Source organism: Streptomyces sp. NPDC018019 (genome assembly GCF_044327805.1).
Taxonomy (GTDB): Bacteria; Actinomycetota; Actinomycetes; order Streptomycetales; family Streptomycetaceae; genus Streptomyces.
Window position 1 is genome coordinate 121,082 of the sequence record NZ_JBIRGD010000004.1, and the last position, 14,081, is coordinate 135,162.

General features: G+C 73.2%; 12 protein-coding genes. 3 read left to right on the forward strand and 9 right to left on the reverse strand.

Annotated elements, in window-relative coordinates:
- Positions 1-35: 35 nt before the first annotated feature.
- The 3 genes from ACH4FX_RS08930 to ACH4FX_RS08940 are packed head-to-tail and all read right to left on the reverse strand — an operon-like array spanning position 36 to position 4,233.
- Positions 36-1,514 (reverse strand): cytochrome P450, encoded by a 1,479-nt coding sequence (locus tag ACH4FX_RS08930; protein ID WP_398476659.1) that lies wholly within the window; start codon positions 1,512-1,514, stop codon positions 36-38.
- Positions 1,511-2,611 carry an alpha-hydroxy acid oxidase gene (locus ACH4FX_RS08935; RefSeq protein ID WP_398476661.1) on the reverse strand — a complete coding sequence of 367 codons (1,101 nt, stop codon included), beginning with the start codon at positions 2,609-2,611 and terminating at the stop codon, positions 1,511-1,513. The genes ACH4FX_RS08930 and ACH4FX_RS08935 overlap by 4 nt, the downstream gene beginning before the upstream one ends.
- Positions 2,608-4,233, reverse strand: a complete 1,626-nt coding sequence (locus tag ACH4FX_RS08940; RefSeq protein WP_398477039.1) for an NAD(P)-binding domain-containing protein — start codon at positions 4,231-4,233, stop codon at positions 2,608-2,610. The genes ACH4FX_RS08935 and ACH4FX_RS08940 overlap by 4 nt, the downstream gene beginning before the upstream one ends.
- Positions 4,234-4,540: 307 nt before the next feature.
- Here ACH4FX_RS08940 and ACH4FX_RS08945 point away from each other — a divergent pair, with 307 nt between their 5' ends.
- Complete coding sequence (locus ACH4FX_RS08945; protein ID WP_398476663.1) at positions 4,541-6,079, forward strand: class I adenylate-forming enzyme family protein; 1,539 nt, start codon at positions 4,541-4,543, stop codon at positions 6,077-6,079.
- A 53-nt stretch (positions 6,080-6,132) separates the two neighbouring features.
- On the opposite strand, the gene ACH4FX_RS08950 is transcribed toward ACH4FX_RS08945, so the two are convergent.
- The gene (locus ACH4FX_RS08950; RefSeq protein ID WP_398476665.1) at positions 6,133-6,486 is read right to left on the reverse strand and encodes a cytidine deaminase; all 354 of its coding nucleotides are present in this window, start codon (positions 6,484-6,486) and stop codon (positions 6,133-6,135) included.
- A 62-nt stretch (positions 6,487-6,548) separates the two neighbouring features.
- On the reverse strand, positions 6,549-7,379 hold the full coding sequence (locus ACH4FX_RS08955; protein WP_398477041.1) for a helix-turn-helix transcriptional regulator: 831 nt from the start codon (positions 7,377-7,379) through the stop codon (positions 6,549-6,551).
- Positions 7,380-7,620: 241 nt separating this feature from the next.
- Here ACH4FX_RS08955 and ACH4FX_RS08960 point away from each other — a divergent pair, with 241 nt between their 5' ends.
- Entirely contained in the window at positions 7,621-9,171 is a 1,551-nt protein-coding gene (locus tag ACH4FX_RS08960; protein WP_398476667.1) for an MFS transporter, read from the forward strand.
- Here ACH4FX_RS08960 and ACH4FX_RS08965 read toward each other — a convergent pair.
- A complete protein-coding gene (locus tag ACH4FX_RS08965) occupies positions 9,147-9,929 on the reverse strand; it encodes a helix-turn-helix domain-containing protein (RefSeq protein WP_398476669.1) in 783 nt (260 codons plus the stop codon). The two genes, ACH4FX_RS08960 and ACH4FX_RS08965, sit on opposite strands and share 25 nt — an antisense overlap.
- A gap of 100 nt (positions 9,930-10,029) precedes the next feature.
- Between ACH4FX_RS08965 and ACH4FX_RS08970 the strand changes: the two genes are divergently transcribed.
- Positions 10,030-11,256, forward strand: coding sequence for an MFS transporter (locus tag ACH4FX_RS08970; RefSeq protein WP_398476671.1), 1,227 nt, complete (start codon positions 10,030-10,032; stop codon positions 11,254-11,256).
- Here the strand turns inward: ACH4FX_RS08970 and ACH4FX_RS08975 are convergent.
- Genes ACH4FX_RS08975 through ACH4FX_RS08985 form a run of 3 tightly spaced genes read right to left on the reverse strand, consistent with a single transcriptional unit; the run spans position 11,219 to position 14,081 of the window.
- A complete protein-coding gene (locus ACH4FX_RS08975; RefSeq protein WP_398476673.1) occupies positions 11,219-12,538 on the reverse strand; it encodes a hemolysin family protein in 1,320 nt (439 codons plus the stop codon). The genes ACH4FX_RS08970 and ACH4FX_RS08975 overlap by 38 nt on opposite strands.
- 14 nt (positions 12,539-12,552) lie before the next feature.
- On the reverse strand, positions 12,553-13,050 hold the full coding sequence (gene ybeY, locus ACH4FX_RS08980; protein ID WP_398476675.1) for an rRNA maturation RNase YbeY: 498 nt from the start codon (positions 13,048-13,050) through the stop codon (positions 12,553-12,555).
- 20 nt (positions 13,051-13,070) lie between these two features.
- The gene (locus ACH4FX_RS08985) at positions 13,071-14,081 is read right to left on the reverse strand and encodes a PhoH family protein (RefSeq protein WP_398476677.1); all 1,011 of its coding nucleotides are present in this window, start codon (positions 14,079-14,081) and stop codon (positions 13,071-13,073) included.

Genomic DNA, 14,081 nt, shown 5'->3' on the forward strand with positions numbered 1-14,081 from the left:
GGGGACGGGTGGGGCCCGGATCACGGGCACGTGCGTCAGGCGTGCGGGTACGGGCAGCGCGCCGGGGCGGCGGCAGCGTCCGGCAGGGGAACGCCCTCGGTGTCGTGGGCGGCGAAGTAGCGCTCGGCCGGGCGCAGCCGGCGGGCGTCCAGCACCATCCACGTACCGAGGACGAGCTGGACGCAGCTGCGCCACACGTCCTCCCACCGGTCGCGCACCCGCAGGAGGACCCGGGCGGCGAGCAGCCGGTGCGGCGGCAGCGGACGGCCGCGCCGGACCAGCAGGCAGGGGGCGCGGTGCGGGATGGAGCGGGTGTGGGCGACGGTGGAGTGGAGGGTGAAGCGGCGCAGCACCTCACGGGCCGCGGCGTGCATGGCCAGCGGGGCGAGCCGCCAGGCCGGGCAGGGCCGGTTGGCGGCGACGCCGAACGGGATGTGGTGCTGCTCCCTGGCCACCACGCGGTCCCACCGGGACGGGTCGAAGACCTCCGGGTCGCGGTAGCCGGTGGCGTGGTAGTCGGGGTAGTTGAAGCACAGCACCGAACCGGCGGGGACGACCGTGTCCGGGCCGAGCCGGATGTCGTCCGTGCTGATGCGGTGGGCGACGCCGAAGAGCGGGTAGAGCCGCAGCGTCTCGTTGAGGACCTTGGCGAAGTACCGGTCGTCGTCCGGCGCGGCGGCGAGCCGGCGCTGTACGTCCGGGTGCTGGGCCAGGACGAGCAGCAGGTGGGCCATGGCCTCGGACATCTGGACGACGGCCGTGTTGAAGAAGGTGCCCTGGAGGTAGTACGCCTGTTCCTCGGGCGTGAGGGAGCCCGGCAGGTGGCACGGCGGTACCTGACCGGCGGCGATGCGCCGCCGCAGGTGGCGGGTGAGGCGGGCGCGGCGGGCCAGGTGGCGCGGCCGGGTGCATTTCAGTGCGTCGACCACGTCGGCGGCGTTGTCCACGATCAGGCGCCGGACGTACGGCGGGCACGGTTCGCGGAAGACCAGCCCGTGGAAGAACTCCGCCCACACCGGCATCATCAGGTCGCGCAGCCGCACGAACGCGGCCCGGCCGGTGACCAGTTCGTCCAGCACGGCGGCGGTGCGGCGCGCCGCGGCGGCGGACAGCTCCTGGCTGGGCCCGGCCAGCACGGCGAGCGTGGTGCGGGCGACCTCGTCGTAGCGCGGGCCGTCCTCCAGGTGCTCCTGGTGCACCTCGGCGCCGGGTGCGAGCCAGTACCAGAAGAGGTCCGAGAGGGCGGCGCCCCGGCTGCGGCCACGGGCGGCCGGGTGGGAGTAGATCTCCTGGAAGCGCTCGGCGGGGACGGCGGCGTTCGGGAAGGCGATGCCCTCGTCGCCGTTGATCCGCGCGAAGAGCGCGACACGGGCCGCCACGACGGAACGCGGCAGCCAGTACGGGACGGAGGGGGCGACGGCCGCGGCGGCGAGCAGCCGGGCGGTCCGGAGGCGCCCGGCGGGCCGGCGCGGACCGGCGGGACGGGAGCGGCCGGTGGCTCGGGAACGGCTCATCCGTGCTCCCCCTTCCGTACGTCCCGGACGGTCCCCCGGGCGACGACTAGGCCGGGCCCGAGGTCGGCCGGGCTGCCGCCGCCGCACAGCGCCAGTACGTGGTCGAACTCGGCGCGCAGCAGCTCCAGTACGTGCCGGACGCCCGCCTCGCCGTCCGCGGCCAGGCCCCACAGCACCGGGCGCCCGACGCCGACGGCCGAGGCGCCCAGGGCCAGGGCCACGGCGGCGTCGGAGCCCCGGCGCACACCGCCGTCCAGGAGCACCGGCACCCGGCCCGCGACGGCCGCGGCGACGGCGGGCAGCGCCTCGACGCTCGCCGGTGCCGCGTCGAGCTGCCGGCCGCCGTGGTTGGAGACCAGCAGGCCGTCCACGCCCTCGGCGACGGCGAGCCGGGCGTCCTCGGGGTGCAGGACACCCTTGAGCAGCACCGGCAGCCGGGTCCGCGCCCGCAGCCGGCGCAGATCGTCCCAGCACAGCCCCGGCGACATGGCGATGTCGCGGGGGCGGCCGTCCGGGGCGCCGGGCAGGCCGCGCATGTTCTCGGCGGCCAGGCCGTCGGGCAGGTCGTCGAAGCCGTGCCGGGCGTCGCGCTCGCGGCGGCCGAAGACCGGCGAGTCGACGGTGACGACCAGCGCCGAGCACCCGGCCCGCTCCGCCCGGCGCACCAGGGCCGTCGTGACGTCCGGTTCGGGTTGCAGGTAGAGCTGGAACCAGACGGGCGCGTCGGCCCGTACGGCGCGGGCGGCGGCGGTGACCTCGGCCACCGGCGCGGTCGCCGCCATGCCGGTGACCAGGACCGTGCCGGCCGCCGCCGTCGCACGGGCGGTGGCGATCTCGCCCTGCGGGTGGGCGAGGCGGTGGAAGGCGGTGGGCGCGACCAGGACGGGCAGGGACAGGCGGTCGCCGCACAGCGTCACGGACAGGTCGCGGGTGGCCGCCCCGCGCAGCACCCGCGGCAGCAGGGCGAGTCTGCGGAACGCCGCCTCGTTCTCGCGGAGCGCCGTCTCGCCGCCCGCGCCGCCGGCGAAGAAGTCGTACACCCGTGGGTCCAGCCGTTCCCGCGCCCGTTCGTGCAGGTCGGCGAGGGTGGGGATCACGGACGGGCCGCCGGTGCCGGTTCGGCGAGCCGGGTGCGCAGGAAGGTCCGCAGGGGTGCGCGGTGGACCTCCTCGCTGTCCCACTCGTTCTCCAGGTTCTCGGTGACGTGGTGTTCGGCGGTCGCCTTGCCGGGGGCGGTGCCGTCGAAGGCGCGGACCACGGGGTGCAGGTAGCGGCCGTCCAGACCGGTGGTGTCCTGCTGGGAGTTGCGGCCCGCGGTGATGTCGAACGGGTTCACCTTGTCGTGGCCCTCGCCGTATTCGAGGGTGACGGTGAAGTAGTGGCCGACCTCGCCGAAGCCGCCGTCGGCGACGGCGGTGTGCAGGTGGTCGACCGGGACCTCCTCGCAGTAGCGGACCGTGCCGTCCCGGCCGACGAGCACCGCGTCGGCGAGGAACCCGAACATCTGGAAGAGCGCCGAGCTGCGGTTGACGCGGGCGATCGCGGCGTCGGTGACCGCCTCGGCGGTGGCGGGCAGTGTGCGGGCGGGCCAGGGGCGGCCGTGATGGCGGGCTTCGAGGATGCGGTGCAGGGCCCGTACGCCGTACCGGAAGCCGTGGATGAAACCACTGGTGGTCTTCTTGAAATCGCGTACCTGGGTGACGGTGCCGGCGAAGTAGAGGTCCGGGACGTTCGTGGATTCCCAGGCGTCGGTCTGCGCCGGGAATCTGTCGTTGACGGCCAGTTCCGGACGGCAGTCCGGTGCGAATATCGACGGGTCGAAGCGGAATCCAGTGGCGAGAATGACCCGGTCGTAAACGATGTCCTTGACGACTTCGGCGACCCGGGAAAAGGAAAGGGAGACCACATACGAGCCGTCCGGCCGCTGCCGGATACGCAGGATGTTGCCGTCCAGCACGGCGTTCTGCAATTTCAGCTGGTAGGTGTCGAGGAAGTTGTTGTTGACGGCCCGCAGGTGGCCGACGAAATGGGTCTGCCAGGCGAGCTTCAGCGAGCCGGGGCCGGCGACGTGGATGGCGGCGGCGGTCTCGATGAGGTTGTCCGCGGTTTCGAACGCGGAGTTGCCGCGGCCGATGATCAGTACCCGCTGCCCGGTGAAGGCGGCCGGGTCGACGTCCACCTCGTCGTACCGCTCGGCCGTCTCGACGCCCTCGATGGCGGGCACGTACGGACGGGTCACACCGGTCGCCACGATGAGCCGCCGGGCGCGGAACACGGTGCCGTCCGCGGCCCGGACGAGGAAGCCGCCGGGTCCGGACGGGCCGCCGTCCGGCCCGTCGGCAGGCCCGTCGGCAGGCCGGGAGACCGAGGTGATCCGGGTGCCGTAGCGGATCCGGAGCCGGTGGGTGGCGGCGAAGTCGGCGAGATAGCCGACCATCTCGTCGGCGGGCGGGAAATAGCGCGGGGTGCGGGCGGTGAACAGCGGGGTGTGTTCGTCGGAGAGCAGCGAGTTCCAGTCGGTGCGCATGTTCAGCTCGGGGTCGTCCCAGCCGGTGTGCACCTTGTTGACGGAGATGAGCGTGCGGTGCCGGGGAAAGCGGGTGAAGAACGTGCCGGGAGCCGCGCCCGTCTCCACGATGAGATAACTGCGCCCGGCCTGTTGCAGAAAATATCCGGCCTGTAATCCGGCGGGGCCCGCACCGACCACCAGATAGTCCATTGTTTCTTCGTGGCTCACGCAATTCTCCTGTCACCTGCGAGGGATGGAGATGGAGCGGAACCCGACAGTACTTGAGTGTTAAAGCACGACACCAGAGGGTGATAAAGTGATCTGCGTCACACCATTTCCGAGGTTTGTGAGTACGCTACGGAAGCCAGTGTCACAAGGTCCGGGACTTTTACCCGGAACGCCCTTCTGTCGCGCCCCGGCGGCCCCCGCCACGCTCCGCCCGCCTGCCCCGCCCCGCTTGTCCCGCCGGTCCCGTGACGCATTTCAGCCGTGCCCCTCCAGAAGCGGATGCAGCGAAATGAATCAGCCGTCCGAAAGTCCTTTCCCGCAGGCCCTCGTCGACGCCTTCCGCCGGCAGCCGGACGCGGCGGCCTTCGAGTACCGGGGGCGCGCCGTCCCGCGCCGCGAGGTGCTGGAGCTGGCCTCCCGCTGCGTACGCGGACTGCGCGCCGCGGGCACCGGTCCGGGGTCGTCCGTCGCGGTGGCCGCCGGGGTCACCCCCGAGGCGTTCGCCCTCCACCTCGCGGTGCACCTGCTGGGCGCCCGGCTGACCGGCCTGCGCCCCGGGCTGCCGCCGCGGCACCTCGCACAGCTCCTCGCCGACGGCATCGACGTCCTGGTGCACGACGGGCCGTCGGGCACCCCCGACCTGTTCGCGGCGGCCGGCACCACCGGCCGGCTCCGCCTGGAGCAGGACCTGTTGAGTACGCCGGAGGCCGCCGCACCGGACGACCTGGCGGCCCGGGGCCGCCCGGACGACATCGCCCTGATCACCCTGACCAGCGGCAGCACCGGACATCCGAAGGGGTGCGCCCACACCTACCGCAGCCTGTCCACCAGCTGGTCGTGGCAGCCGGCCCGCTGGACCGCGCGGACCGCCGCGCTCGCCGCCGCCTACGCGCGCTTCCTGCTCTTCGGCACCCTCACCAGCGCGGTGATCTTCGAACACCTGGGCCTGTGCCTGCTGGGCGGCGGCACCGCCGTCATCCCCGACCCGCCGCCGTCCTTCCCGGAGGTCTTCGCGCGGCACCGCGTCACCGCCTGCCTGCTGACCGTCCCCCGGCTGCACCACATCCTCGACACCCTGCGTACCGAGCCCGTGGACACCGGCAGTCTGCGCGCCCTGCTGGTGGCCGGATCTCCCCTGGCACCGCACCGGCTCGCCGAGGCCGTTGACCGGCTCGGCCCGGTCGTGCACCAGGGATACGGGCAGACCGAGACCGGCATGCTCACCCTGCTCACGCCCGACGACCTGGCCCGCGGGCCCCGGAGCGTGTTCGGCTCGGTGGGCCGGCCGCTGGACGGGGTGGAGATCAGCGTGCGGGACCCGGCCGACGGGCAGCCGCCGGCCGAGGGGGCGACCGGGGAGATCTGGGTCCGTACCGCCGGGGCGCTGGCGTGCTACTGGCGGGACCCGGCGGAGACCCGCGCCGTGCTGCGCGACGGCTGGGTGCGCACCCGCGACCTCGGCCGCCTCGACGAGCACGGTTTTCTGCGGCTCACCGGGCGCACCCGCGACGTGATCATCGTCAACGCCGTGCTGCACTACGCCGGTGCGCTCGAACAGGCGCTGACCGGGCATCCGGACGTGGACCAGGCGTACGTCGTGGGCGCGCCGGACGAGCGGACCGGCGAGGCCGCCCACGCGTTCGTCGTTCCCGCGGCCGGACGGCGGCCCGATGACGCGGCGCTGCGCGCGCACGTCGCGGCGGAGCTGGGCCCGGCGAGCGTGCCCGCCACGATCACCGTCATCCGGGACGTACCGGTCGCGGCCGGCGGCAAGCCGGACAAGAAGGCGCTGCTGGCGTCGCTCGGGGACGCGGGCGGGACCGGCTGACGCCTGAGGCGGTTGGTCAGCCGGTCACCGGCCGGAAGTACGGGGCCGCCCCCTCAGCCCGCCTGGACCGTGGCACGCAGCGTGCCGTCCGGCCCGGCCACCAGCACCGGCGTCCCGGCGCCGCCGAGGTCCCGGACGGCCGCCCGGTCCGCGTCCGAGGCCGTCTCGCCCTCGGTCACCACGGCAGCGGCCTCCAGCGACCGCGCGCCGCTCGCCACGGCCATCGCGACCGCCGTACGCAACGCGCTGAGCTGCAACGATTCCAGGGCGACGGTACCGGCGACATAGGTGCGCCCGGTCTCGTCACGGACGGCGGCGCCTTCCGGCACGCCGTTGCGGGCCCGCGCGGAACGGGCCAGCGTGATGATCTTGCGGTCTTCCGGGTCCAGCGGTGCGGCTTCGCTCATACGGGCGAGCATATGCGTCCGCCACCCCGGCGGACACGAGGGGCCGCCCCCGCCCCGCCCGGTCAGCCCGCCACCGAATACATGCCGCCCCGGCGGCCCTCCGGCGAGGTGAGCCACTCCAGCTTCGCCGCCGTGTCCGCCTCCGCCGTCCGGCGCGGATTGTGCAGCACGATGGTCAGGTCCGGGCGGGCCGGCACCCGCAGCTGGGTGGACTCGAACAGCAGCGTGCCGACGAGCGGGTGCTCCAGCTCCTTGTGGACCAGCCCGCCGTCCTGCACGTCCCCGCGCGCCCACAGCTCCGCGAACTCCGCGCTGGCCGCGGACACTTCCCGTACGACCGCCTCGTACCCCTCGTCACCGGGCCGCTCCGACCACGCCGCCCGGTACTGCGCCACCACCACCGGCGCGTTCCGTGCCCAGTTGCAAGCACGGGCGCGGTAGACCGGATCGGTGAAGTAGGAGATCAGGCAGTTGGAACTGGAGCCCTCCCGGCCGTGGTTGAGGACCAGCCGGGCCGCTTCGTTGAAGGCGACGTTGTTCCAGTACGGGTCCATGATGTGGGCCGGGAACGGCATCCACGCGTCGATCAGCCGCTGGAGGCCGTCGCACATGTCGGTCACCCCGGGGTCCGGGTCCTGCCGCAGCGGCGGATTGAGCCCGGCCAGCACGTACAGGTGCCGCCGCTCGGCGTCGCTCAGCCGCAGCACCCGCGCCACCGAGTCCAGCACCTGCGGCGAGACGGTGATCTCCCGGCCCTGCTCCAGCCACTGGTACCAGGAGGCGCCGACCCCGGCGAGCACCGCGACCTCTTCGCGGCGCAGCCCCGGCGTGCGGCGCCGGCCACCGTCGGGCAGGCCCGCGTCGGCCGGGCTGACCCGGGCCCGGCGGCTCATCAGGAAGTCCCGCAGTTCCTGCCGCCGGCGCGGCTTGGCGCCGGTCCCGGCCCCGCCGCTCGCCGGTACGGATGCGCTCCGGCCGGATGTGGTCCGTGCGGATTCCGCCACGCCGCTCCCCCTGTTGGCTGTACGTCACCGGCCGCCGTACGGCCGGGCCTGCCGGACCCTGCCTGGTGGTCCGGACACCACGATAAGTTCCCGCTCCCCACCCGGTATTCCTGGGCCACAGGCTGCTCGTATGCCAACCGACACGTCCCCGCTCCCCGCCACGGCCCCCGCCCCACCGGTCACCACGTCCACGGCCGCGCCCGCTCCCGCCCCCATATCCGCGTCCGCATCCACATCCGCTCCCGAGCGGATGTCCCCCCGCGCCAAGCTGATCCTGCTCGTGCTGTGCGCCGCGCAGTTCATCGTCGCGCTGGACTTCTCGATCCTGAACGTGGCCCTGCCGGTGCTCGGCCGGGACCTGGGCATGGGCCAGGCCGACCTCCAATGGGCGGTGACCGCCTTCGCGCTGCCGTCCGGCGGGTTCCTGCTGTTGTTCGGGCGGATCGCCGACCTGTACGGACGGCGCCGGCTCTTCCTCACCGGGCTCGCCCTCTTCGCGGCGGCCTCCCTGCTGGCCGCGCTCGCCTGGTCCCCGGCCCTGTTCCTGGCCGGACGCGCGCTGCAAGGTCTGGGCGCCGCGGTCATCGTGCCCACCGGCATGTCCCTGCTGACCACCACCTTCGCCGAGGGCCCCCAGCGGGAACGTGCGCTCGGGATCAGCGGGACCCTGCTCTCGACGGGCTTCACCATCGGCATGGTGCTCGGCGGCGTGCTGACCGACTCGCTCGGCTGGCGTTCGACGATGGGCGTGCTGGCCGTGGCCGGGATCGCCGTGCTGGCGGTGGCGCCCACGCTGCTCACCGAGTCCACCCACCCCGGCCGGCCCCGTATCGACGTCCCCGGCGCGGTGACCGTGACCGGCGGCCTGCTCGCCCTGATCTACGCGCTGTCCACGGCCGCCGAAGCGGGCTTCGGGCGCCCCGACGTGCCGGTCGCCCTGGTGCTCGGCCTCGTCCTGCTCGTCGCGTTCGTGATCGTGGAGTCCCGGGCCGCCCAGCCGCTGGTCTCGCTGCCGATGCTGCGGCGGCCCACGATCGCGTGGGGCAGCGTGGCGGGCCTGGTCACGTTCTCGATGATGAGCGCGGTGATCTTCCTGCTGACGCTCTACCTCCAGGAAGTGCTGCACCTCTCCGCCTTCCTCAGCGGCCTGGTCTTCGGCGTGCAGGGCGTCTTCGCGGTGCTCTCCGGCCTCGTCGCGCCGAAGGTGATCGGACGGCTCGGCGCCCGCCGGACGCTGCTCGCCGGTCTGACCGTGCAGGCCGTCTGCACCGCGGCGCTGCTGAGCGTGGGCACCGCCCCGTCCGGTGTCTGGCTCGCGACGGTCGCGATGACGGTCGCCTGCTTCGGTCACCTGTGGGCGATCGTCTCGTACGGGGTGATCGTGACCTCCGGTGTGCCGGACACCGAACAGGGCCTGGCCACCGGCCTGGTGACCAGCTCCCAGCAGATCGGCATCACGATCGGCATCCCGCTGCTGAGCGCGCTGGCGTCGGCCCGGGTCGCGGCGCTGCGCGAGGGCGGCTCGGACTTCGCGACGGCCACGCTCGGCGGTGTGAAGCTGGGGCTCGCCGCGGACGCGCTCCTCGTTGCGGCGGTCGCGGCGCTGGCCGCCGTCGGTCTCTCCCGGGCGGCCCGGCGGTCCGCGAAGGAGAAGGGTCACGTTCCCGGACCGTCGAAGTAGGCCGACGGCGTGGTCCCCAGCGCCCGCCGGAACATGGCCGTGAAGGCGCTGGGGGTCGCGTAACCGAGGCCGGTCGCGACGGAGGTGACCGGTGTGCCCCGGGCGAGCAGGGTGACCGCGTGCACGAGCCTGGCCTGCTGCACCCAGCGGGCCAGGCTCATCCCCGTCGCGGCGCCGAACCTGCGGTGCAGGCTGCGCGGGCTCAGGTGGGCGCGGGCCGCGGCGGACGCGGTGGTCCAGCGCGCGCCGGGGTCGGCCCGGATCGCCGTACAGAGGCCGTCCAGCCGGGGATCGGCCGGTGCGGGCAGGTGCAGTGCCGGTACGGGCCGCGGCGCCAGTTCGAGCAGTAGCAGCTCCATCACCCGGCCGTCGCGGCCCTGCGGGTCGTACTCGACCGGGATACGGGTGGCCTCGTCGATCAGCTCGCGCAGCAGCGGGGAGACCGAGACGACGGTGGGCCCGTCGGGCAGGCGCCAGGCCGACTGCGGCGCGATGTAGAGGGTGCGCATGGCGACCGCGCCCGCGCAGGTCATCGCGTGGGTGAGGCCGGCGGGCACCCACACGCCGCGGGTGGCGGGCACCGCCCACACGCCGTGTCCGGTGGCGACCGTGATGGCCCCGGTCGTGCCGTAGATCAGCTGGGCGCGGGGATGGCGGTGATCGGGGATGTGGTGGCCGTCGGGCAGGTCGCGGGCCATCGCGGCGACCGGCCGGGGCACGCTCTGGTAGTCGTCGCGGTTCTCGCTCTTCCCGTACACGGCGTCCGTCTCCCGCCTTCCCGCGCCTGGCACGTTCTCGACAGATGTTGGCACTACAGCACAAGCGTGCCAGTACGGGCCCGGCTTAGCGTCGGCTCATGTGATCGAACCTGCTTCCGCTCCCCCGCACACCGACCGCCCGCCCCGCCCCGGCCTGACCCGCCCGACGACCCTGCTGCTCGCCGCGACCAGCGCCGTCACCGCCGCCAACGTCTACCTCAACCAGCCGCTGCTGGGCGCCGCCGCCCACGCGCTCGGGGTGGCCCCCGACGTCCTCGGCGCCGTGCCCACCGCCACCCAGCTCGGCTACGCGGCGGGCATCCTGCTGCTGGTCCCGGCGGGCGACAGTCACGACCGGCGGCGGCTGATCCTCGGCCTCGGCACGGCCTCCGCCCTCGCGCTCGCCGCCTGCGCCCTCGCGCCCACCGTCACCTGGCTGGTGGTGGCCGGCTTCGCCGTCGGCCTGCTCTCGCCCGTACCGCAGCTCATCACGCCGCTCGCCGTCGCGCTGGCCGCGGGCGGCGGCGCGGCGAGCCGGGGCCGGGTCGTGGGCACCGTACAGGCCGGTCTGCTGGTCGGGGTGCTGGCCTCGCGCGCGTATTCAGGGGCGCTGGCGGAGCAGGTCGGCTGGCGCGCGGTGTTCGGCTGTTCCTGCGTCCTGACCCTGCTGACCGTGCTCGTCCTGCGCCGCGCGCTCCCGCGCGTCCCGGCGGCCGCGGCCGCCCCGTACCGGACCACGCTCGCCTCCCTGCCGCGGCTGTTCGCCGCGCATCCGCCGGTCCGGCGGATCACCGTCTCCGGCGCGCTGGTCGGCATCGCGTTCGGCGCGTTCTGGACGACGCTGACGTTCCTGCTGGAGGGGCAGTACGGGTACGGGTCCACCGAGACCGGGCTGTTCGGGCTGGTGGCCGCGGCGAGCGCGCTGGCCTCGCCGTACGCCGGACGGCTGGCCGACCGGTTCGGGCGACGCGGCGCGCCGGCCATGCTGATCGGCCTGGTGATCGCGGGCTGGCTGCTCCTGCTGCCGGGCGGCAGCGCCCTGCCCTGGCTGCTGGCCGGGGTGATCGTCCTGGACGTCGGGGTCTGGGGCAGCCAGGCCGCGTCCCAGACGGCGCTGTTCGGGCTCGACCCCGCGCTGCACAGCCGCCTCAACACCCTCTACTTCACCTTGCGCTTCCTCGGCATCGCCGTCGGATCGCTGGTGGGGACGGTGGCGTGGTCCGGCGGCGGCTGGCCCGCCGTGGCGGCCACCGGGGCCGCCACGGCGCTCGCCGGACTGCTGGTCGCGGTCAGTCCTGACCGGCTGCCCCGTCCGCGCCGCCGCTGACCGGCTCGCAGAGCACCGTGACGATCTTGTTGCGGCGGCCGGCCGGGGCCTCCGCGGTCAGCCGCAGCGCCTTCGGCGACAGTGCGGACCCATGGTCGCCGAGGTCGATCTCGGCCGTGGCACCCGCGATCGGGACCCGGCCCAGCTGCTTGGCGAGCAGCCCGCCGACCGTCTCCACGTCCTCGTCGTCCAGCTCCGCGAAGCCGTACAGCTCGCCGAGGTCGCCGATGTCCAGCCGGGCGGTGACCCGGTACCGGCCGTCGCCGAGGTCCTCGACGGGCGGCAGCTCCCGGTCGTACTCGTCGGTGATCTCGCCGACGATCTCCTCCAGGATGTCCTCGATCGTCACGATGCCGGCCGTGCCGCCGTACTCGTCGATGACGACCGCGACGTGGTTGCGGTCCTGCTGCATCTCGCGCAGCAGGTCCCCGGCGTTCTTCGTGTCCGGTACGAAGACCGCCGGGCGCATCGCCGTGGAGACCAGCTCCGTCTCGGCGTCCCGGCTGATGTGCACCTTGCGCGCCAGGTCCTTCACGTACACGATGCCGACCACGTCGTCCTCGTTCTCGCCGGTCACCGGGATACGGGAGAAACCGGAGCGCAGCGCGAGGGTCAGCCCCTGGCGGATGGTCTTGTAACGCTCGACCGAGACCAGGTCCGTGCGCGGCACCATCACCTCGCGCACCAGGGTGTCGCCGAGCTGGAAGACGGAGTGCACCATCCGGCGCTCCTCGTCCTCGATCAGCGACTCCTTCTCGGCGAGGTCCACCAGCGAGCGCAGCTCGGCCTCCGAGGCGAAGGGGCCCTGGCGGAAGCCCTTGCCGGGGGTGAGGGCGTTGCCCAGGAGGATCAGCAGCCGCGGTACCGGGCCCATGATCCGGGCCAGCGGCAGCAGCACGTACGCCGCGGCGGTGGCCGTGTTCAGCGGGTGCTGGCGGCCGATCGTCCGGGGCGAGACCCCGACCGCCACGTACGAGACCAGCACCATCACCGCGATGGCCACGGTCAGCGCCTGCCAGGTCTCCTCGAAGGAGTGCAGACAGGCGTACGTCACCAGCACGCCGGCCGCCATCTCACAGCCGACGCGCACCAGCAGCGCCACGTTCAGATAGCGGACCGGGTCGGCGGCGACGGCGGCCAGCTTCGCGCTGCCCCGCCGCCCGGACCGTACGGCCTCCTCGGCCCGGAAGCTCGTCGTACGGGCGAGACCCGCCTCGGCGCAGGCCGCGAGCCACGCGACGACGACGAGGAGGACCGCGACCGCGATCAGCTGGGTGGTCACCGGATCACCCGCCGTCAGGTGACGGTCGGGGCCGGCGAGGGACCGGTCAGCCCGCGCTCGGCGCGCCAGCCGTCGATGATCGCCGCCTGGAGGCCGAACATCTCGGCCTTCTCGGCGGGCTCCTCGTGGTCGTACCCGAGCAGGTGCAGCACGCCGTGCACGGTCAGCAGCTGGAGCTCCTCGTCCATGCTGTGGCGGGTCGGCGCCTCCTCCCCCTGCTTCTTGGCGACCTCCGGGCACAGCACGATGTCACCGAGGAGCCCCTGCGGGGGCTCCTCGTCGTCCTTGGCCGGCGGACGCAGCTCGTCCATCGGGAAGGACATGACATCGGTCGGGCCGGGCAGGTCCATCCACTGGAGGTGGAGCTGTTCCATGGCGTCGGCGTCGACGACGATGACCGACAGCTCGGAGAGCGGGTGGATGCGCATCCGGGCCACGGCGTAGCGGGCGACGTCCAGGATCGCCTGCTCGTCGATGTCCGTACCGGACTCGTTGTTGACGTCGATCGACATGAAGTGCTGCTTCTCGTTTCTCAGGTTCGCCGGCCGTTTTGGCTGTCGTACTTCTCGTACGCATCGACAATACGGCCGACCAGCTTGTGCCGGACCACGTCCTGGCTGCTCAGCCGCGAGAAGTGCACGTCGTCCAGCCCCTCCAGGATCTCCTGCACCTGCCGCAGACCGCTCTTCGTACCGCCCGGTAGGTCGATCTGCGTGATGTCACCGGTGATGACGATCTTCGAGTCGAACCCGAGCCGGGTGAGGAACATCTTCATCTGCTCGGGGCTGGTGTTCTGCGCCTCGTCGAGGATGATAAAAGCATCATTCAAGGTACGGCCCCGCATATAAGCCAGCGGCGCCACCTCGATCGTCCCCGCTGCCATCAGGCGTGGGATCGAGTCGGGGTCGAGCATGTCGTGCAGGGCGTCGTACAGCGGGCGCAGGTACGGGTCGATCTTTTCGTAGAGGGTGCCGGGGAGGAAGCCCAGGCGTTCGCCGGCCTCGACCGCGGGGCGGGTCAGGATGATGCGGTTGACCTGCTTGGACTGGAGGGCCTGCACCGCCTTGGCCATGGCGAGGTAGGTCTTGCCCGTGCCGGCGGGGCCGATGCCGAAGACGACCGTGTGCTGGTCGATGGCGTCGACGTAGCGCTTCTGGTTGAGGGTCTTGGGGCGGATCGTGCGGCCGCGGTTGGACAGGATGTTCTGGGTGAGCACCTCGGCGGGGGTCTCGCTCGCCGCACCCTCGCCGTCGGCCGCCGAGCGCAGCATGGCGATGGACCGTTCCACCGCGTCCTCGGTCATCGGCTGGCCGGTGCGCAGCACCAGCATCATCTCGTCGAAGAGGCGCTGGATCAGAGCCACTTCCCCGGCGTCGCCGACCGCCCGGATCTCGTTGCCCCGTACGTGGATGTCGGTGGCCGGGAACGCGTTCTCGATGACCCGCAGCAGGGCGTCTCCGGAACCCAGGACCGTCACCATCGGGTGCTTGGCGGGGACGGTGAACTGGGCGTGCGCCTGCGGTCGTGTAGGTGTCTGAGTCAT